Here is a 19,612-nt window from a genome sequence, read left to right as displayed (position 1 = left end):
CCAGTATAATTATTTTTTAGTTTGGCAAAGCTTCAGGAATGCCTCTTTCACTTCATCATAATTTTTTGGCATTGTGGATGAAACCCAGAATATCATGGAGATGCCTGACGTGCCGAACGCTTCTGTGAAACTGCTCTTATTCAGCCTGTAGGCTTCGCGCAGTAGTCTTTTAATCCGGTTGCGGTGCACAGCTTTCTTAAAATTCCTTTTCGATACCGACACACCGATTTTTGCCTGAGGTAGCTCAGCGGTAGAGTAGGTAACAATCCGCATGTTGCCCACAGTCTTCCACTTACCTTTGTCAAAAAGCACGTCCAGTTCCCGCTTCGACTTAAGTTTTTCGGCTCGTGGGTAGCACGTGTCTCCGGTTCCTGAATCATTCATTTTTTAAAAGATGGTTTATCACTTCCGCCGCGGCATAAAGTCCGAACATTGCGGGAATATAGCTTATTGTTCCGTAAAAGGATTTTTTATAGTTGGTCCCATCGGTCAGCTTCAGGCTGTTTTCCTGCTGAATTTCATTGGAGAAAACACAGCGGATCCCTTTGTTGATACTTTCCTTCTTCAGGCGTTTGCGTACCTGTTTGGCCAGATAGCAGTTATAAGTCTTGCTGATGTCGCGTACCATTACCTTACTTGGATCTGTTTTTCCACCGGCGCCCATACAGCTAACTACTTTAATCTTTTTTCTTTTGGCCGCCTTAATAAGTGTGATCTTAGGCGTTACGCTGTCTATACAGTCCAGAACATAATCGAACTTATCAGCGTCCAGAATCTCCACCATATCTTCAGGTTCAAGAAACCGGCTGATTTGAGTTAACTTAAGATTTGGGTTGATGTCCATGAGGCGCGCCTGCATCAGGTCTGCTTTGGAAAGACCTATTGTACTGTGCAGAGCGGGCAGCTGGCGGTTTATATTGGTAATGTCCACCGTGTCGCCGTCTACAATGGTCATTGTTCCGATTCCGGCCCGCGCCAGGAATTCAGCGGCAAAAGAACCTACACCTCCCAGTCCAATGACGAGTACATTGGATTTCAGAAGTTTCCTGGCTCCCTTTTCCTTTATCAGCAGTTCTGTGCGTTCCAGCCAGTTTTTTTCCATAAAATTTCTATCGCGGCATAATTGCCTGCAGGTTTTTTTCGATTTGATGTATAAGTGCTTCTTCAGAAATGCCTTTCACCGAGCTGACTAACCGGTAAAGTTCCTCAATACCGCCTTCATCCGCATCTGTCTCAAGAAACATCTTCTCAGTTGGGAAATCCTTCACCAGCCGCTGCAAATTTACATTTTGTAAAACTGACTTACCAAAACTCAGGTAGAAATCATGTTTTCTGAGCTCCTCTGCCACCGATTGCTTTTTGCTGAATCCGTGGACAACCATGGGCACACGAACTTTTTTTCTGAAAGGAATCAGATGGGAAAACCGGCGTACACAATGGATAATCATTGGTTTACAGAGGTCATTGGCCAGTTCAGTCTGCCTGGAAAAAGCTTCACTCTGCACTTTTTCGTCCGGAACCCGGCCATCCAAACCACATTCGCCGATGGCTACACAATTGGGATGCTGACTCACTTCATGCAGCCACTTCCATCTGCTTTCATTACCCGATGATATTTCCTGCGGGTGAATTCCTGCGGAAAACAGCCCCTCTCTTGGTAACTCCGGAAAAGACAGATTATAGATGCCTTTTTCCGTCGCGCGGTTATGATGATGAAAGTCGAAATATTCCATCATCAAAAATAGCATAGTTTGATTAAACACTTGTTTATTTGTTAATGTTATGTTAACTTTACTAAAAATCACATGAATGGGAAAGAAGTTTACGGAGAAGCAGATACACATCCTGAATATTGCGGAAGAACTGATTGCGGAAAAAGGGTTTGAAGGGACTTCCGTTCGTGATATTTCGGCAAAAGCAAATATTAATGTGGCCATGATTTCCTACTATTTTGGTTCCAAGGAGAAAATGATGTATCATCTTTACCATTATAGAGTTCAGCGTACACGTGAGCATTTTGCTGAATTTTCAGAGATCATCAAAGATGGAAAGCCCGAAATGCAGATGCGGGAAATCATTAAATATATTGTGGGCCAGCTCTTTAAATATGGTCAGTTTCACGGGTTTGTGTCGCAGGAACTTCGACGGAACGAAAACTTAAAGCAGGAGTTACTTGTCTTCTATCAGTTTTGTGTAAAGAAAATTGATGAGGTTCTAAAAAAAGGGATTGCATCAGGAGTTTTTACATTCGCTCCAAAGCCGGAGGATATCCTTTCCATTATTCTCGGTACCACCCTGTTTTCTATCAGGAATAAGAACTTTATGGAGAATTATGTTCGGCACAGCGATGATCAAAGCTACATTAAGGAAGCGGAAAAAAAGGTGAAAGCCAATATGATGCTCACTGTCTTTGCACTTTTAGGGTTTGTGCAGGATTAATTAGCGTTAAATAATCATAAAACCAAAACTATTGGTAAAAATATTATATTTTTGCAGGCTGACAGGCTTACAGTCTAATATGTAGGCCGCACGACAAGATTCTATGAAAAAAATTGTTTTAATCCTTCTTACGGCAATATTGGTTACAGCCTGTAATACAGTTCATGACCAGGCACTTAAAAGTGCCGATAAGGATTTCATCCTTAAGGTAGCAAATGAACATTTTGCCAATAAAAAATGGGCCAAATCATTGGCTTTATATGAAAGGCTTTCCAATCTGGTTGCGGGAACAGACGATGCGCCCAACGTGGTGTTCAATTCCGCTTATGCCAATTACTACGATAAGAATTATAAACTTGCAGGTCACCAGTTTAAAAACTTCGCTGTAACTTTCCCACAGGATCCAAGAAAGGAAGAGGCTGCCTATATGTCGGCACTTTGTTATTATGAGGGCTCAATGGACTATAACCTGGATCAAACCAGTACCGAACTGGCAATTAACGAGTTGCAGAACTTCCTGAACGAATATCCAACCTCAGAAAGGTCACGTAACATCAGCCAGCTTACGGATGAGTTAAGCTACAAACTGGAATATAAAGCCTACGAGAATGCCCGTCAGTATTACAAAATGGGTGAGTATAAAGCAGCTGATGTTGCATTTGAAAATGTTTTGGGCGATTTTCCCTCTACAAAACTAAGACCTTCCATTTACGATTATATCCTTAAATCCAGATATGAACTTGCGGTAAACTCTGTATTCAGCCTGAAACAGGAGCGTATTGAAAGCGCCCTGTCTTTTGCAAGACTCGTAGAAAAGGAAATGCCGGGAACCGAATATTCAAAAACCGCTGAATCTATCCGTGCCCGTCTCGTAAAAGAGCAGGAAAGCTTCAACCGTCAACAGAAGGAAATTGAAGCACAGAAAGCTACTTTGCTTGCCAGGCAGCAGCGCGAAACTGAACGTTCCGCCTCAGATGCCGAAAAGCAGACCAAACAGGCCTTAAGAGACAGTGCTATACTGAACACGCCTCCTCCGGCGGTCACTTTACCACTTGAAAAATAATCACTATATTTGCATCCTAAATTATAAATAACTCTCTCAAAATGAGCGCAAAAGATACAAGAGCAGAACTGAACACCATTACGTACGACAGGGACAAGATTGAACAGAATGTAGGTTCCATCTACGAAGCCATCGTAATCATGGGAAAACGCGCGGAGCAGATCAATGCCGAGATCCGTACCGAACTTCACGGAAAACTGGATGAGTTTGCGGTGCACAATGCAACTCTTGAAGAGGTTTTTGAAAACAGAGAGCAAATTGAGATCTCCAAGCACTATGAAAAACTGCCGAAACCAACTTCTATTGCTATAAAAGAGTGGTTGGACGAAGAAATCTACTACAGAAAAACTGAAGACAGAGCATAGGCTCTTTTTTCCTTATAACTCATTGTCACAGCGGTTTTCCGCTGTGATTTTTTTATGCACTTTGGCAAAAAAGGGGTAAATTAGTGCTCAAAGATTTTCGATGATTCTGCAGGATAAAAAAATACTCATTGCGATAACCGGTGGTATCGCAGCCTATAAAATAAATCTGTTGGTGCGCAGCTTCATAAAAGAAGGTGCGGAAGTTCAGGTGATTATGACGCCGGCTGCATCCAATTTTGTATCGCCGCTTACGCTTTCCACGCTTTCCAAAAAGCCCGTCTATTCTGACTTCTATTCTGAAAACGGAACCTGGAACAGCCATGTGGACCTTGCGCTCTGGGCAGATCTGATGATTATCGCTCCCTGTACCGCTAATACCCTGGCCAAGATGATGCATGGGCAATGCGACAATCTTGTTATTGCGACTTACCTTTCAGCAAAATGTCCTGTCTTCATTGCTCCGGCCATGGATCTGGACATGTATGCCCATCCTTCTACACGACAGAACCTTGAGATAGCGGAAGATTTTGGACATTTCATTATTCCTGCTGAAGATGGAGAACTGGCAAGCGGTCTCATAGGCGAAGGCAGGATGGCCGAACCGGAAACCATCATCCAATCCATTACGGATTATCTTAATATATACAGTGATTCACAGTCATTTGCAGGCAAAACCGTGCTGATAACTGCCGGGCCAACTTATGAAGCCATAGATCCGGTACGTTTCATCGGTAATCACTCATCGGGCAAGATGGGATTTGCTATTGCGGAGGCTGCCGCTGCGCGGGGTGCTCAGGTGATACTTATTTCCGGTCCAACATCACTCCAGACGGGTCATGAACGGATTCAGCTCATCAGAATTACTTCAGCACAGGAAATGTATGATCAGGTGTTCAGGTTTTATGATACTGTAGATGTAGCCATTGCCAGCGCAGCCGTAGCAGATTATGCGCCGGCAAACGTTGCCGCCCAGAAAATTAAAAAGTCAGATTCCCATCTCACCATTGAACTCATAAAGAATCCTGATATCCTGGCGGAAATGGGGCTGCGGAAAAACAATCAGTTCCTCGTCGGTTTTGCACTGGAAACTGAGAACGAAGAGGAGAATGCCCGGGGTAAGCTTGAACGCAAGAATCTGGATATGATCGTTCTGAATTCATTAAGCGATGCGGGAGCAGGCTTCGGTAAGGATACCAATCTGGTTAAATTCATTACGTCTGACGGAATTACGGAGTTTGGGCTGAAATCCAAGCAGGCTGTTGCTGCAGACATTCTGGAATTCGTACAGCAGGGAACATTAAAATAAATTGAGTATTTTTCCGTTCTCAAACTCAATACTTACAATGAAAAATTTCCTTTCCATATTCATCATCCTTTTCTTTGCCGGTTCCGCTTTCTCACAGGAGATCATGGCCAATGTGACAGTGAATGCGCAGCAGCTTTCCGGAAGTAACCAGCAGGTTTATAAGACGCTGGAGAAGAACGTGCGCGACTTCATCAACAAAACCAGCTGGACGGGGAAAAGACTGCAAAACTTTGAAAAGGTAAAAGCCAATTTCGCTTTCGTGATCACAGGTCGTGAGGGAAACCGTTTCAACGGTACCATGGTGGTGCAGGCGGTAAGGCCGGTGTTTAACTCGACTTATGAGTCCCCGCTCATGAATGTTAATGACACTAAGATCGACTTTGAATATGTTGAAAATGAAAACCTGGTCTTCAACGAACGCCAGTTTTCGGGCAAGAATCTTACGGACATCATCAGCTTCTATGTTTATATGATCCTGGGCTATGATGCAGACAGTTTTCAGTCCATGGGAGGACAGCAGCACTTTACAAAAGCTCAGCAGATTTCGCGTAACGCGATGAACAAAGGCTACGAAGGATGGTCTGTTGTAGAAGGGCCGCGTACCAGAGGTGCTTTGATTGACGGGATCATAGCCCCTTCCTACAATCCGGTGCGGACCGTTTTTTACAACTATCACCGCTCCGGCCTGGACAATATGTACAACCAGGATCAGTCCAGCCCAAAGAAAGTGATCGCGGATGCGCTGATGGCGCTGAAGCAGTTTGAAAATTCATTCCAGCAGAACTACGCCATCAATTTGTTTCTGGATACAAAAGCAGCTGAGATTTATAATATTTTTGATTCCAGGAACAACGGGGCTGTTAACATGAACGAGCTGAAACAGCTTATGATAACACTTTCGCCCAAGAATACAGAAGCACGGTGGAATAACTGGAAATAACTTGCGGCATCAACTATTAACCAATATTTTTGTAGGGCTTTAGGTATTCTTAAAGCTCATTTTTTTTATTATGCTGAACCGAATTTTTATAAAGAATTTTGCGCTTATTGATTCACTGGAACTTCAGATAAATAAAGGTCTGCAGGTTATTACAGGTGAAACGGGAGCCGGAAAATCCATTATCCTGGGTGCGCTGCGTCTTATTATGGGCGAACGGGCCGACGTGAAAGCGATGCAGGATTCAGCCACTAAAAGTGTTGTGGAAGCCGAGTTTCTTCTTGATGAATCATATACACAGTTCTTTCTTGATAATGACCTTGATTTTGAAACTCATACCCTTGTACGCCGGGAATTGTTGCCCACTGGTAAGTCGCGTGCTTTCATCAATGATGTGCCGGTAACGCTGGAGGTTCTGAAATCACTTTCAGGAAAACTCATTGACATACATTCGCAGTTCGAAACCTCAAATCTCTTTGACGAAGATTACCAGTTCAGCATTGTGGACGGTCTTTCTGAGAATAAATCATTGATTGTTGATTATAAAGCCGCATTTGAGGCTTTTAATCATCTCAAGTCCAAACTCCATGGATATAAGCTCCAGCTGAGTGAAGGAAATAAAGAAGCGGATTATAAGCAGTTTTTGCTTACTGAACTCAGCGAAGCCAGTCTGGACGAGGTAGATTGGGAAGATTTGCTGAACCAGCTGAAAAAGCAGGAAAACGCAGATGCAATTACAGAAAACCTGAAGGATATTTTCGTTAAACTTGATGCTGAACAGATCGGTCTTCTGGACACGATAAATGATGTAAAGTCTAAACTGAACAGGATCGCGGATCTGTCACATGAATTTACGTTGCTGAATACCCGTTTGGCAGAAAACATCGTGGAATTCAAGGACATCGTATTCGACCTTCAGAATGAAGCTGAGAAGATTGAGACTGATCCCGAAGTGCTGGAAAGACTTAATGAAAAAGTAAACCGCATCAATTCACTGTTCCTGAAACATCAGGTTGCCACAGTCGCTGAACTGATAGAGGTGCGCGATGCACTTGCCGGCGAGCAGTCCGGAATGGACGAACTTCAGCAGCTGATTCAGGATACTGAAGCCGAAATTTCTGAACAGGAGAAAAATCTGACGCGTCTTGCCAAGTTACTTGCTTCTAACCGCAAGAAAGCGGTGCCCGTCTTCAAAAATAAGATAGAAACCTTACTTAAGCAGCTGGGTCTGGAGAAGGCAAAGATTGAGGTGGAACTTACCGCTAGACCAGACTTCAGCCGATTTGGCAAGGAGAATATAAGTTTACTGTTCCAGGCGAACACCGGATTTCCGCTTAAACCAATTGAAACCGCAATCTCTGGTGGTGAACGGTCACGCGTCATGCTTTCCGTAAAGAAACTGATGGCCGAGAATGCCGAGCTCCCCACACTTATTCTGGATGAGCTGGACACTGGAGTTTCCGGTAAGATTGCTGAGGAAATGGGCAATGTGATGCGCGAAATGTCCCGGAATATGCAGCTTATCGTTATTACCCACCTGGCGCAGGTGGCGGCTAAAGGTGATGATCATTTTAAAGTTCAGAAGGAAGAAGTTTCCGGCCGTACACAAAGTACGATCCGCCCGCTGGATGCGGATGAAAAACTGCAGGAAATCGCTCAGCTTCTTTCCGGTGCCAAAGTAACACAGGCTGCCATAGAGCAGGCCAGGCTTCTTATGAATTAATTCAAAAAAAATAAAGGATATGTATTTTAGACTACTCTCCCTGGAATTAAAGCATTTCCTCCGCAATCCACAGTTTGGCGTAAACCTGATCATGAAATTGCTCGTGGCCTTTTCTTATTTCTGGATGGCTGCCGCATTTATAGGAGCGGCGTTCGGTGTGTATTTTTTTGTTAAGGAAGAACTGCAGCAGGATCCGATCCGGATTTTCAGCAGATATTTTCTCTATTACGCTGTTGTCGACTTACTTATCCGCTACTTTATGCAGCAGATGCCTACCCAGAATATCAAGCCTTTCCTGGGTCAGAATATCAAAAAAAAGCAATTGGTTAATTATACCATTCTCCGGATATTCCTACATTTCTTCAACTGGGGGTACCTGCTTTTTATGATTCCTTTCTGTGCACTCCTTATATTCCACGGTGGTTATTCGGTTACAGGAGTGCTGATGTTCCTTTTTGGGATAATGTTCGTCTTCTACTTCAATAACTTCCTGAATATCCTGCTGAATAAGAAGAACACCGTCTTGTTTTCGGTAGCTGCCGTTATAATAGGTTTGGGTGCACTCGATTACTATGGGTACATACCTTTTCTGTCCTATTCTGAATCGTTTTTTTATTCTTTTTACAATATTCCGGGTGCCTTCCTGATTTCAGGAGTTCTTGCTGCAACCGTTGCCTACCTGTGCTACCAAAGTATCCTTGGCAATTTCTATCTGGATAAAGGTCTTGAACTTGAAAAGGCAGAGGGTAAAACCGAGAATATCGAATTCCTGCAGCGTTTTGGGACCATGGGCACTTTCATCAACAATGATATCCGCCTGCTGAGGCGCAGTAAGGCTGCAAAGGTTACGCTTTATATGAGCATTGCCTTTCTTTTTTACGGTCTGTTATTTTTTAACGGCGCCTACCAAACGGATTTCATGAAACTTTTTGCGGCCATCTTCGTAACCGGTGGCTTTATGATGATGTTCGGACAGCGGGTTCCGGCCTGGGATTCTTCTTATTACCCGCTAATGATGACCCAGCAGGTTCCTTATAAAAAGTTTCTGATGGCCAAATGGTCGCTTATTATCCTGAGTATTTTAATAGGCATGATATTGTCCACAGCCTACCTGTATTTCGGATGGGAAATCTATCTTACTGTGCTGGGGGCCGGGCTTTATAATCTGGGAGTAAATTCCTACCTTACCTTGCTTGCAGGTGCCTACAACAAGCAAGCGATTGACCTGAACTCTACAGCAAAAAGTTTTGGTGGCGGTAAGAATAGTTTCAACATGAAAGTACTTCTGATTGCGATACCCCAAATGGTCCTGCCAATGGCAGTCTTTGCTATAGTAAAATACCTTTTCGGAATGTACGCGGCAGTTGCGGCCCTGGGTCTGCTGGGCGCAGTTGGTTTCATGCTCCGAAACTACATATTTGATCTAATTGTGAAGGTGTACAAAACACAGAAATATTCCACCCTTCAGGCATTTAAAAAAGAAAACTAAATACGATGATTACAGTTCAAAATATTTCTAAGGTATACGGTACGACTGAAGTTTTAAACATTCCTTTTCTGGAGATTCCTAAGGGGGAAAGTTTCGGATTGGTTGGTAACAACGGTGCAGGCAAAACAACGCTGTTTTCGCTGCTGCTAGATCTTATAGAAGCCAGTACAGGCCAGATACAGATCGCTGGCGAGAATGTAGCTGAAAGTGAGAACTGGAAGGGCCTTACATCTGCCTTTATAGATGAATCTTTTCTGATTGGTTACCTTACACCTGAGGAATACTTTTATTTTCTGGGCGAGCTTCGCGGACAGAACAGGGCCTCTGTTGATGTGTTTCTGCAGCAGTTCACCGACTTCTTCAATGGGGAGATACTGAACGGGAAGAAATATGTGCGGGATCTGTCCAAGGGAAACCAAAAGAAGGTGGGAATAGTAGGGGCACTCATCGGAACTCCTGATATCATAATTCTGGATGAACCTTTTGCCAACCTGGATCCGAGTACCCAGTTCAAACTTAAAAAACTTATCCGCGACTGGTCCCAAAATCATCAGGTAACCTTTCTGATCTCAAGCCATGACCTGGCGCATACTACGGAGGTAAGTAACAGGATTGTGGTCCTCAATCGGGGAAAAATAGTTCGTGATATTGCAACCAGTCCGGAAACACTTCGTGAGCTGGAAGCCTTTTTTGCCGGGGATGCGGGGGAATAGCAACGGTCGCAGATGCTAGAGTTCTGAATCAGCGTAAATAGTTCCAGAGGAATTTTCTCTGGGATTCAAACGCGAGTTCCTCCAGATCAATCTTGGTACGGTCTATCCAGAAGGTTTCTGAAATTTCTGAGAGTTCAAGCTCAACATCAAATTTCTCATCAACCTCATATTCATAAAAGAGGTCCAGTGTATTATAGGAGATCTCTTTGTATTTATAGATGTTTGGCAGTGAGGAAAGGTACTTCAGTCTGCCCACATCAATCAGAAGACCCAATTCTTCATAGAGTTCGCGGCAGCAGGTGTCCTCTGCCGATTCGTGGGGATCTACAAATCCACCGGGCAAATCCAGTTTACCCACCTGTGGCTCCCGGTTTCTGCGGGTGAAGAAAAGTTCATTTCCATGACGTATTACTACTGCTATTGCCGAGGCAACATTGTGGTAGAGGACAAATCCACAGCCACAGGACCACTTTTTTTCTTCCTCCCATTTCAGGCACTCTGTACCGCAACTTGGGCAGTATTTCAGACCGGAGTTCATGTAATATTCCTTGGATGGTAATTTAAGATGACGTCCCGAAGTTCTTCGGTCTTCAGGTGAGTGTATATTTCAGTAGTTGTGATACTGGAGTGGCCCAGCATTTCCTGGATATACCGCAGGTCTGCACCGTTCTGAAGCAGATGCGTTGCAAATGAGTGTCTGAAGGTGTGGGGCGAAATGCGTTTACTGATGCCTGCTTTTTCAGTAAGCTCCTTGATGATGATGAATACAATTACCCTGGACATTGCGGAACCGCGGCTGTTCAGGAAAAGGATATCTTCAAATTTCTTGTTTATCTTATATTGTGACCGCACATTCTTGATGTAATCGCGGATCAGCCTGGTAGTATAATCTGCAAGCGGCACAAACCGGGATTTATCACCTTTCCCGTCTACTTTAAGATAGTTTTCCTTATAGTTGATATTGGAGATCTTTATGTCAATAAGTTCAGATACACGCAGGCCGCAACCATACAGAACTTCTATCATACATTGGTTGCGCTTCCCAAGATCCGTGGATATATCTATTGCTGTAATAATCCGCTCAATATCATCAAACGAAAGTGTATCGGGCAGATAAAGACCCAGTTTGGGACCTTCCAGAAGAATAGCCGGATTATCTGTCCGGATTTCATCTTCCACCAGATATTTGAAGAATGCTTTTATAGATGACACCCATCTGGCTTGAGACCGCTCACTGAATTTCTGTTTGGACAGCTGGTAAAGATACTCCTGCAGTTGCGTGAAAGTTATTTCCTGGGGTCCTGTGCCCGTAAGTTCAGTTTCTGCGTAATTCTGCAGTTTTCTGATGTCGCGCAGGTACGCATCCAGCGTATTGTCTGAAAAATTCCGCTCAAATTTCAGGAAGATTTCAAAATCTTTAATTTTTTCAGTCCAGCTCATGGGTTGTAGGTGTGTCGTATTAATTTAGGTCCAGTTGTTCTTCGGCAATCTGCATAATCTCTATTCCGTGGTTCTGCAGGAAAGCAATTCCCTCACCGTCAGAATATTCACTTATGTACACCAGGCGTGAAATCCCGGCCTGCAGTACCAGTTTACTGCACTCTTTACAGGGCGAAAGCGTCAGGTATAACGTAGCACCCTTTGCCGAATTGGTGGATGCAGCCAGTTTAAGGATTGCATTTGCCTCCGCGTGCAATACATACCAATGGGTTTTACCTTCGCCATCTTCACATGTATTATCAAAACCGGACGGTGTGCCGTTATAACCATCGGATATAATCATCCTGTCCTTTACAATCAGTGCGCCTACCTGCTTCCGGTGGCAATAAGACAGCCTGGCCCATTCTCTGGCCATTCTGAGATATGCGATATCAAATTTATTTAGTGTCACAACTGTTCAGGTTAGATACTCCGGTTTCCAAATGTTAAAAGTTAGGCTTCCTTTTTTCCAGAAAAGCGGTGACACCTTCTTTTTTATCGTTCTTTTCAAACAGCAACCCAAAAGATTTAATTTCTGCTTCATAACCACGGTCTGTATCCGAAAGATTAACCGCATTAATTGCCTCAGCAATAGCCATTGGTGAATTGGACGCTATAGTTGCCGCCAGTTCTAACGATTTAGGAAGAAGATCTTCCAGCGTGAAAACTTCGTTAACCAGGCCTATCTCTTTAGCCCGAGTGGCATTGATCATTTTTGCAGAAAAGATTAATTCATTTGCCAGTCCTTTTCCTACCAGTTTTGGCAAACGCTGGGTTCCTCCATAGCCAGGTATTAATCCAAGTGTCACTTCCGGAAGTCCTAATCTGGCGTTTTCAGATGCGTAACGGATGTGGCACGCCATAGCCAGCTCCAGACCACCACCCAGGGCAAATCCGTTCACGGCCGCAATTACGGGCTTGGTCATGTTCTCTACCTTATTGAAAAGAGTACGCTGGCCGTTACGTGCCAACTCCTCTGCCTGTACAGCTCCGAAATCGCTGAATTCTTTAATGTCAGCACCGGCAACAAAAGATTTTTCACCGCTTCCTGTTATAATGATGGCCCTGCAGGATGCATCGCCGTCCAGCTTGTCCAGGATATTACCAAGTTCGGTAATTGTTGCAGCATTAAGTGCATTAAGCGCCTGAGGCCTGGTTATGGTGATTACAGTTGTATTTCCTTCTGTAGAAACTGCAATATTTTCGTAATTCATAATCATTTATCGTTAAATATCAACAATGGACTGCAAATTACGAATAATTTAAGCAAAGATAATATTCAGGCGAGCGCTTTATTGTGCAAATCATTCTTTTTCGATGGGGGTCAGCATGGCTGTGTCAATCTCTTCCGGAAAATTCGTTTCCGATCCCAATTCCCAATTCTGTATCTGCACGAATAAAATGGAATAGTTGCAGGCTAATGACCTCCATTTAACAGGGTTTCCCAATTCCGGCTCATGACAGTCACTATATTCTTAATAACTAAATATCGCGGTTTTATCAATAAAAGCCATTGTAAAAAGAAGTCCCTGTAATGAACCTATTGTTTTATAGCTGGAGAATCGGCCCCAAAGGTGGCAGGTATTACCCAATTTCGAAAAAATTTAATCCTTTGCTTTACCTGTAATATCCTGAATTACCGTAGAAGTGAGGGTCTTAGTTTTCAGCGGCATGATCTGCTGCTTAATAAACTATATCAGGATATCAGCCAGATTTTGATGAAGAGTAAACATTCTGTAAGTTCGGCGTATTTCACTTTGTGACCTTCTATGCTGTTAATTCCGAAGTGTTGCCTTAACTGCTGGAATTTGGTACTGAGAGAATATATTCGATATTTTGCTTCACAAATTAATTAAACAGCAGTGTTTGAACTATTTGCCGTTCACGGCGGTGTAAGGAAAAACAATGTATATTTGTCCAAGGTAAAAGTCTTATAATGAACATTCAGCAACTGGAATATCTAATCGCAGTAGATAAATATAAACATTTTGGAAAGGCCGCACAGGCATGCTTTATTACACAGCCTACACTTAGTGCGATGATCCAGAAATTCGAAGATGAGCTGGATGTGAAAATCTTTGACCGTACAAGCCATCCTATCCGAACTACAGACGTGGGTGTGCAGATGGTTGCGCACGCCAAAAGCATTATTGATTCGGTAAACGAACTGCGTAATAAAGCGGACTTACTGAACAATGTGCTGGGGGGCAAGATAAACCTTGGTATTATACCCACGGTCTCCACCTATATTCTGCCTGCGGAAATATTTTCATTTCTGAAAGAAAATCCAAAGGTTGAAATGGCCGTAAAGGAAATGACTACCGATAATATCATCAAAGGTTTGAAATCCGGTGAGCTGGACGCAGGTATCATTGCCACCCCTTATGACGGTGCCAACGAATTTTATCAGGAGTTTCTGTTCAATGAGGAACTTATGCTTTACGCTTCGGATGTTCCGGAAAAACTTGACAGCTTCGTAGTGCCGGACGAAATCGATGTGGAAAAGGTCTGGCTTCTGGAAGAGGGCAACTGTCTCCGGACCCAGTTTGAGAACATCTGCCATTTGAAAGAGAATGCATTGAAACCGAAAAATCTTGATTTCAAGGCGTCTAACATCAGTACTCTGATTCAGATGGTAGATAAAGTAGGCGGAATCTCTATATTACCCGAGCTCGCTGTCCTGCAACTCACAGAAGAGCAGACAGCTAAAGTATCACGTTTCCGCAAGCCCTTCCCATACAGGGAGATAAGTATCATTTACTATAAACCTACGTACAAGCAGAAGATCATAGACGAGCTTTTGACTACGATCCGAGATTCCGTGCAGGCCAAACTCAATTTCAGCAAAGCGCCGGAAGATTATGTGAATGTGAAGCCTCAGTAGAAGCGTCGGCCATTTTTGGGCAATTAACTTTTTGCTTTCAGAAATAGTCGTAAATTTGCAGCAGTTTACGGGAGGATAAATTTGACTGATTGCTACCTCAGAAAAAAAATGCTAAAACAGAATTATTCCTTTTTTCTGTGTGTTTTCTTTCAGATTACCTCTATTTTTAATTTCAATAAACACACATAATATGTCTTATTTATTCACATCAGAATCTGTTTCCGAAGGACATCCCGACAAGATTGCGGATCAGATTTCCGATGCACTGATTGATAATTTCCTGGCTTACGACAGACAGTCTAAAGTTGCCTGCGAAACCCTTGTAACCACCGGACAGGTAGTACTGGCAGGAGAGGTGAAATCTGAGGCCTACCTGGATGTTCAAACCATTGCCCGCGAGGTTATTAATGGCATTGGATATACCAAAGGCGAGTATATGTTCAATGGGGATTCTTGTGGGGTAATCTCAGCCATTCATGAACAGTCACCCGATATAAATCAAGGTGTAGACAGGAGCGGAGAAGATGCCGATTTTGAAACCCGTGCTAACTCACAGGGAGCCGGCGACCAGGGAATGATGTTTGGCTACGCCACCAATGAAACGGATAATTATATGCCGCTTGCGCTGGATTTGGCACATTCCATCCTGAAGGAACTTTCAGTTATGCGTCAGGAAGGATCTGAAGTTTCCTATCTTCGGCCAGATGCAAAATCGCAGGTTACAATTGAGTATTCAGATGACCATAAGCCTGTACGTATAGACAGTATCGTGATTTCAACCCAACACGACGAATTTGGAAGTGACGAAGCTATGCTTGCCAAAATCCGCAAGGATATGATAGAAGTTCTGATACCTAAGGTTAAATATAAGCAGAAGCGGGAAATTCAGGAACTGTTTAATGACCAGATCAAATATCACATCAATCCAACCGGAAAATTCGTTATTGGTGGTCCTCATGGAGATACCGGACTTACCGGCCGTAAAATTATTGTTGATACTTATGGTGGCAAAGGTGCACACGGCGGTGGTGCGTTTAGTGGTAAAGATCCCTCCAAAGTAGACCGGAGCGCGGCATATGCGACACGTCATATCGCGAAGAACCTGGTAGCTGCCGGTATCGCAGATGAGGTACTGGTTCAGGTTTCCTATGCCATCGGTGTAGCACAGCCATGTGGTCTGTACATCAACACCTTTGGCACATCAAAAGTAAATATGACTGATGGTGAGATTTCTGAACGCGTACAGCAGCTTTTTGATCTTCGTCCTTATGCTATTGAACATAATCTCAAACTGCGAAACCCTATCTATCAGGAAACTGCTTCATACGGACATATGGGTAGAGAACCTTTTACGGCTACCCGTATTTTTAACAAAGGTCGCAAAGACGAAAGGGTGGAAAAAGATCTGGAATTCTTCACCTGGGAAAAACTTGATCGGGTAGAAGATATTAGGAATGAGTTCGGCATTTAACAGTCACACAGTCTGCAACAAAACTGCTTCATGAAATGAGTGAAGCAGTTTTTTTAACTTTGTTATCTTCATACAATCTATATTATGAAATTAAAGATCTTTGGTTCCCTTATCCTGCTTCTGTTTTGCTCGGGTTTATATAGAGCGCAGTTAACAGTGCATAAACTGGTAAGCGCAGGGTATGTGTATCAGAATGGTAGTTTTGGAGAATTGGGAGGTAAACTTCTTTTCCTTAAAAATGATGATTTTATTTTCAGGCTGGGAGCCGGGGCAATGCTCGGTTCGGTAGATGGAAAATTTGCTGTGCTACCTAAGGTGCAGGGTGACATCCTTGTAAATTTTGAACGAAATGTGGATCTGTATCACTCGTATTATTTCCTGAGCGGGGCCGAGCTGACAAGTAAGTATATCGCTCCGAAGATTGGTTTCAGTTTATTTGGCCTGATAGATCTGACCGGTGGTTATGCATTTCCTTTTGGTGACAAAGGATTAAACGGCAAAGAAATGAAAGGTTTAAACGTTAATGTTACATTCAATGTTCCTACGGTGCTAATACACGATCTTCTGAATTGATTTATTAATGATTTAGATTCATTTCGTGTAAATTTGGAATCATAATGAAATAATAATTATATTTACCACATAATAACATCGCCTATAGATAAAATTTTACTTCATTAATTTAAATAGAGAAATCGCGGTCCTTCCTGGGTAAGGGTTGTCGTCTATAATATTGAAGTACATATGAAATCTATATCAGACAGTTCACTAATATCAAAGTATCAGGCGGGTGACGAAAAAGCGCTGGCCATACTTATTGAAAGGCACCAGAGCGAGCTATATTCCTATATATTCTATAAGGTAATGGACTCGGATCTGGCAAATGACATCTTCCAGGATGCATTTATGAAAATCATTGTTACCCTTAAAGGCGGCAAATACAATGAAGAAGGCAAGTTCATCCTTTGGGCCAAGCGTATCTCGCATAACCTAATCATCGACCATTACAGACTGAAAGCGAAACACAACAAAGTTTCAGAGACCTCTTATGACAATGAGGAGTTTTCCATCTTTGATCTGATCCGTGAGCAGGAGGAGAATATTGAGGAGCGCCTGGTAACCCAGCAGATCCACAGTGACCTCTTTAAGCTTCTGGAATATCTGCCGGAAAATCAACAGGAAGTCATCAGACTTCGGTTCTTTGACGGTCTTAGCTTTAAAGAAATTGCAGATCAGACAGACAGTAGCATTAATACAACGTTGGGACGCGTACGTTATGCGCTTATTAACCTGAGAAAAATCATGGAGGAAAACCGCATTATTCTTACCCGGTAGCAATATTTTCGGAGTTGCAGCGTTTTTCAGGTAAACCAAGTCCTTCAGCCTATGAAAAAAAATGACACTTTAAACGCTAAACTTCCAAAGCCAAAAAAAGAAACAGTTAGCTTTCTTCTTAGCTTCTCAAAAAGCATTGCTGTCCTTAAGACCGCAACTAAAATGGTAGCAGTTTCACGAAACTGATTTCAAAACCTTAATTTTGTGCTGTATGAAAATGCAGCACATTTTTTTTGACCTCGATAATACCCTGTGGGATCACCGCAGAAACGCATACCTTACCTTAAAGGAAATTTATTCCAGGGAAAGGGTACAGGAGCGCTACAGTATAGGCTTCGAAGAATTCCATAAAGAATATTTTACGATCAACGAAAGACTTTGGGCCCAGATCCGCGACGGCGAGATTGATAAGGAGCATCTCAGGAAGCACCGTTTCTACGATTCATTTCTATTTTTTGGTATAGACGATTTTGAATTGGCGCAGGTATTCGAGCATAATTTCCTGGATGAGATCCTGAATTATAATGACCTGGTGGACGGCACCTTTCAGCTCCTGGAATATCTGTCTGATAAAGGCTATACCCTGCACATCCTGTCCAATGGTTTTGAAGAAGTTACTCACAGGAAATGCGAACTGTCCGGCATCAGGAATTACTTTGCAACCATTACCAGTGCCGATGAGCTTAACATCCGTAAGCCAAATCCCGAAATCTATGCCCATGCATTAAATAAAGCGGGCGCCCGCGTAGATCAATCTATGATGATCGGTGATGACTGGGTGGCCGATGTGGAGGGAGGAAAAGCATTTGGCCTGAAGGTGATATTCTTTGATGTATTTGATGATAAATATACTGCAGACGGTGTAGTGGTGATACAGCATCTGTCCGAATTGAAACAGCTGCTTTAGAATGTTTTACCAAAAAAAAATATCCTTCCGAAAGAAAGGATATTTTTTTAAGCATAAAGGTTGTTAGTTAGCTTCCATCTTTACCTCATAGGTTTTCTTTTGGTATTTCGTAAGAGAGCCTGTTGCAGCATCTACAGCCACGCCAATAGCGCCCCCGATAAGGATGTTTACAAGGCTTACCGGATTGAAGGTTTTTTCAAGTTTAACACTCTGATCCTGATATCCGTCGAGTTTAATCTCAGCGGTAGACTTGGATAGTGTGCGCTGTACGCTGACAATACATGGGGTTTGGCATTTTTCAATATTTTTTACAAATACCGTAGCACCAGCCGGCTCAGACTTGAATGACACATCATCACTTGTACCTGTTAGTATAGTTGCACAGGATACGGAAGACATTCCGATTAAGATCAGAAAAGGTAGATTTTTTGTTTTCATTAAGGGTTTTAGTTATTTTTTATTTTTAAGATAGATATTAGTCGTTCCCGGACACTTATATGCCCAGGCTTTGCCTGGCTCTCTGCAGTGTATTTGCGGCAATTTTCCTTGTTTTTTCCGCGCCTTCCTTCAATTTCTGATCCAGCTCCGGCAGGTTGTTCATATAATAAGAGAAAAGTTCCCTTTCACGCGCAAATTTGGTCAGGATAAGTTCCAGGAGGGCATTTTTTGCATGTCCGTAACCGAAGTTACCTGCCAGGTACTTTTCTTCAAGTGCTGAAGTTTCTTCCGGAGTTGCTATCAGCTTATAGATGGCGAAAATTTTGTCCGTCGCAGGATCCTTTGGCTCCTCCAGCGATCTGGAATCCGTTTCAATGGCCATGATCTGTTTTTTAAGCTGTTTTTCCGGCAGGAATATATTGATTATATTCCCCCTGGATTTGGACATTTTCTGGCCATCGATGCCGGGAACATACTTGGTGTCCTCCTGCAACTCAGCCTGCGGCAGCACAAAAACCTCACCCATCTGATTATTAAATCGGGCGCCCATATCTCTTGCCATTTCCAGGTGTTGCAGCTGATCTTTGCCTACTGGTACTACTTCGGCATCGTAGAGCAAGATATCTGCGGCCATAAGCACAGGATAGGTAAATAAACCGGCGTTCACGTCGGCAAGACGGTCTGCTTTGTCTTTAAATGAATGTGCAAGTGTAAGGCGCTGATACGGGAAGAAGCAGGACAGGTACCAGGAAAGTTCGCAAACCTCCGGTATATCACTTTGGCGATAGAAATAAGTTTTGTCGGTATTCAGTCCGCAGGCCAACCAGGCAGCCGCAATTTCGTAAGTGTTTCTTCTCAGTTCTTCAGCATCTTTTATCTGCGTCAGCGAGTGCATGTTCGCAATAAACAGAAAAGACTCGTTCTCCGCTTTTTTGGAGAGTTCGACAGCTGGAATGATGGCTCCGAGTAAATTGCCCAAATGGGGCGTTCCGGTAGCCTGGATTCCGGTTAGGATTCTTGACATTGAAACAGTAATTAAGATTGAACTATAAAGTATGGCGGT

General features: G+C 43.1%; 22 protein-coding genes. 13 read left to right on the top strand and 9 right to left on the bottom strand.

Annotation, left to right across the window (positions count from 1 at the left end; all coding sequences use genetic code 11):
• Nucleotides 1–9 precede the first annotated feature (9 nt).
• The 3 genes from rnpA to H1R16_RS06890 are packed head-to-tail and all read right to left on the bottom strand — an operon-like array spanning nt 10 to nt 1,736.
• Nucleotides 10–384: a ribonuclease P protein component gene (rnpA, locus tag H1R16_RS06900; RefSeq protein WP_181887303.1), complete on the bottom strand. Its 375-nt coding sequence runs from the start codon at nt 382–384 to the stop codon at nt 10–12.
• Nucleotides 377–1,102: a tRNA threonylcarbamoyladenosine dehydratase gene (locus H1R16_RS06895; RefSeq protein ID WP_181887304.1), complete on the bottom strand. Its 726-nt coding sequence runs from the start codon at nt 1,100–1,102 to the stop codon at nt 377–379. The genes rnpA and H1R16_RS06895 overlap by 8 nt, the downstream gene beginning before the upstream one ends.
• A gap of 7 nt (nt 1,103–1,109) precedes the next feature.
• The gene (locus H1R16_RS06890) at nt 1,110–1,736 is read right to left on the bottom strand and encodes a TatD family hydrolase (RefSeq protein ID WP_228451080.1); all 627 of its coding nucleotides are present in this window, start codon (nt 1,734–1,736) and stop codon (nt 1,110–1,112) included.
• Between the two features lie 73 nt (nt 1,737–1,809).
• Here H1R16_RS06890 and H1R16_RS06885 point away from each other — a divergent pair, with 73 nt between their 5' ends.
• From H1R16_RS06885 to H1R16_RS06850, 8 genes are all read left to right on the top strand, one after another.
• On the top strand, nt 1,810–2,439 hold the full coding sequence (locus H1R16_RS06885; protein ID WP_181887305.1) for a TetR/AcrR family transcriptional regulator: 630 nt from the start codon (nt 1,810–1,812) through the stop codon (nt 2,437–2,439).
• 103 nt (nt 2,440–2,542) lie between these two features.
• Nucleotides 2,543–3,502, top strand: coding sequence for an outer membrane protein assembly factor BamD (locus H1R16_RS06880; RefSeq protein ID WP_181887306.1), 960 nt, complete (start codon nt 2,543–2,545; stop codon nt 3,500–3,502).
• 41 nt (nt 3,503–3,543) lie between these two features.
• The gene (locus H1R16_RS06875) at nt 3,544–3,867 is read left to right on the top strand and encodes a DNA-directed RNA polymerase subunit omega (RefSeq protein ID WP_181887307.1); all 324 of its coding nucleotides are present in this window, start codon (nt 3,544–3,546) and stop codon (nt 3,865–3,867) included.
• 100 nt (nt 3,868–3,967) lie between these two features.
• Nucleotides 3,968–5,173, top strand: a complete 1,206-nt coding sequence (gene coaBC, locus H1R16_RS06870; RefSeq protein WP_181887308.1) for a bifunctional phosphopantothenoylcysteine decarboxylase/phosphopantothenate--cysteine ligase CoaBC — start codon at nt 3,968–3,970, stop codon at nt 5,171–5,173.
• A 37-nt stretch (nt 5,174–5,210) separates the two neighbouring features.
• Nucleotides 5,211–6,113, top strand: coding sequence for a type IX secretion system protein PorD (porD, locus tag H1R16_RS06865; RefSeq protein WP_181887309.1), 903 nt, complete (start codon nt 5,211–5,213; stop codon nt 6,111–6,113).
• 70 nt (nt 6,114–6,183) lie between these two features.
• Entirely contained in the window at nt 6,184–7,833 is a 1,650-nt protein-coding gene (locus tag H1R16_RS06860; RefSeq protein WP_181887310.1) for a DNA repair protein RecN, read from the top strand.
• A 19-nt stretch (nt 7,834–7,852) separates the two neighbouring features.
• Nucleotides 7,853–9,322, top strand: coding sequence for a DUF5687 family protein (locus H1R16_RS06855; protein ID WP_181887311.1), 1,470 nt, complete (start codon nt 7,853–7,855; stop codon nt 9,320–9,322).
• A 5-nt stretch (nt 9,323–9,327) separates the two neighbouring features.
• Nucleotides 9,328–10,035, top strand: coding sequence for an ABC transporter ATP-binding protein (locus tag H1R16_RS06850; protein ID WP_181887312.1), 708 nt, complete (start codon nt 9,328–9,330; stop codon nt 10,033–10,035).
• 28 nt (nt 10,036–10,063) lie between these two features.
• Here the strand turns inward: H1R16_RS06850 and H1R16_RS06845 are convergent, their stop codons facing one another.
• The 4 genes from H1R16_RS06845 to H1R16_RS06830 are packed head-to-tail and all read right to left on the bottom strand — an operon-like array spanning nt 10,064 to nt 12,728.
• Nucleotides 10,064–10,573 (bottom strand): NUDIX hydrolase, encoded by a 510-nt coding sequence (locus H1R16_RS06845; protein WP_181887313.1) that lies wholly within the window; start codon nt 10,571–10,573, stop codon nt 10,064–10,066.
• A complete protein-coding gene (gene xerD / locus H1R16_RS06840; protein ID WP_181887314.1) occupies nt 10,570–11,475 on the bottom strand; it encodes a site-specific tyrosine recombinase XerD in 906 nt (301 codons plus the stop codon). The genes H1R16_RS06845 and xerD overlap by 4 nt, the downstream gene beginning before the upstream one ends.
• A gap of 19 nt (nt 11,476–11,494) precedes the next feature.
• On the bottom strand, nt 11,495–11,926 hold the full coding sequence (locus H1R16_RS06835) for a deoxycytidylate deaminase (RefSeq protein WP_181887315.1): 432 nt from the start codon (nt 11,924–11,926) through the stop codon (nt 11,495–11,497).
• A gap of 34 nt (nt 11,927–11,960) precedes the next feature.
• A complete protein-coding gene (locus H1R16_RS06830) occupies nt 11,961–12,728 on the bottom strand; it encodes an enoyl-CoA hydratase-related protein (protein ID WP_181887316.1) in 768 nt (255 codons plus the stop codon).
• 722 nt (nt 12,729–13,450) lie between these two features.
• On the opposite strand from H1R16_RS06830, the gene H1R16_RS06825 reads away from it, so the two are divergent.
• From H1R16_RS06825 to H1R16_RS06805, 5 genes are all read left to right on the top strand, one after another.
• Nucleotides 13,451–14,398, top strand: coding sequence for a hydrogen peroxide-inducible genes activator (locus tag H1R16_RS06825; RefSeq protein ID WP_181887317.1), 948 nt, complete (start codon nt 13,451–13,453; stop codon nt 14,396–14,398).
• Nucleotides 14,399–14,588: 190 nt separating this feature from the next.
• The gene (gene metK, locus H1R16_RS06820) at nt 14,589–15,869 is read left to right on the top strand and encodes a methionine adenosyltransferase (RefSeq protein ID WP_181887318.1); all 1,281 of its coding nucleotides are present in this window, start codon (nt 14,589–14,591) and stop codon (nt 15,867–15,869) included.
• Between the two features lie 84 nt (nt 15,870–15,953).
• Nucleotides 15,954–16,442: a hypothetical protein gene (locus H1R16_RS06815; protein ID WP_181887319.1), complete on the top strand. Its 489-nt coding sequence runs from the start codon at nt 15,954–15,956 to the stop codon at nt 16,440–16,442.
• A gap of 171 nt (nt 16,443–16,613) precedes the next feature.
• Entirely contained in the window at nt 16,614–17,204 is a 591-nt protein-coding gene (locus H1R16_RS06810) for an RNA polymerase sigma factor (protein ID WP_181887320.1), read from the top strand.
• 211 nt (nt 17,205–17,415) lie between these two features.
• Complete coding sequence (locus H1R16_RS06805; protein WP_181887321.1) at nt 17,416–18,111, top strand: YjjG family noncanonical pyrimidine nucleotidase; 696 nt, start codon at nt 17,416–17,418, stop codon at nt 18,109–18,111.
• Between the two features lie 63 nt (nt 18,112–18,174).
• Here the strand turns inward: H1R16_RS06805 and H1R16_RS06800 are convergent, their stop codons facing one another.
• Nucleotides 18,175–18,549, bottom strand: coding sequence for a hypothetical protein (locus tag H1R16_RS06800; protein WP_181887322.1), 375 nt, complete (start codon nt 18,547–18,549; stop codon nt 18,175–18,177).
• A gap of 55 nt (nt 18,550–18,604) precedes the next feature.
• Nucleotides 18,605–19,573, bottom strand: a complete 969-nt coding sequence (gene trpS, locus H1R16_RS06795; RefSeq protein ID WP_181887323.1) for a tryptophan--tRNA ligase — start codon at nt 19,571–19,573, stop codon at nt 18,605–18,607.
• Between the last annotated feature and the right edge of the window lie 39 nt (nt 19,574–19,612).

This window comes from Marnyiella aurantia, from assembly GCF_014041915.1.
Taxonomy (GTDB): Bacteria; Bacteroidota; Bacteroidia; order Flavobacteriales; family Weeksellaceae; genus Marnyiella; species Marnyiella aurantia.
The sequence above is the reverse complement of the archived record's forward strand: the minus strand, read 5'-3'. Positions and strand labels throughout refer to the sequence as shown.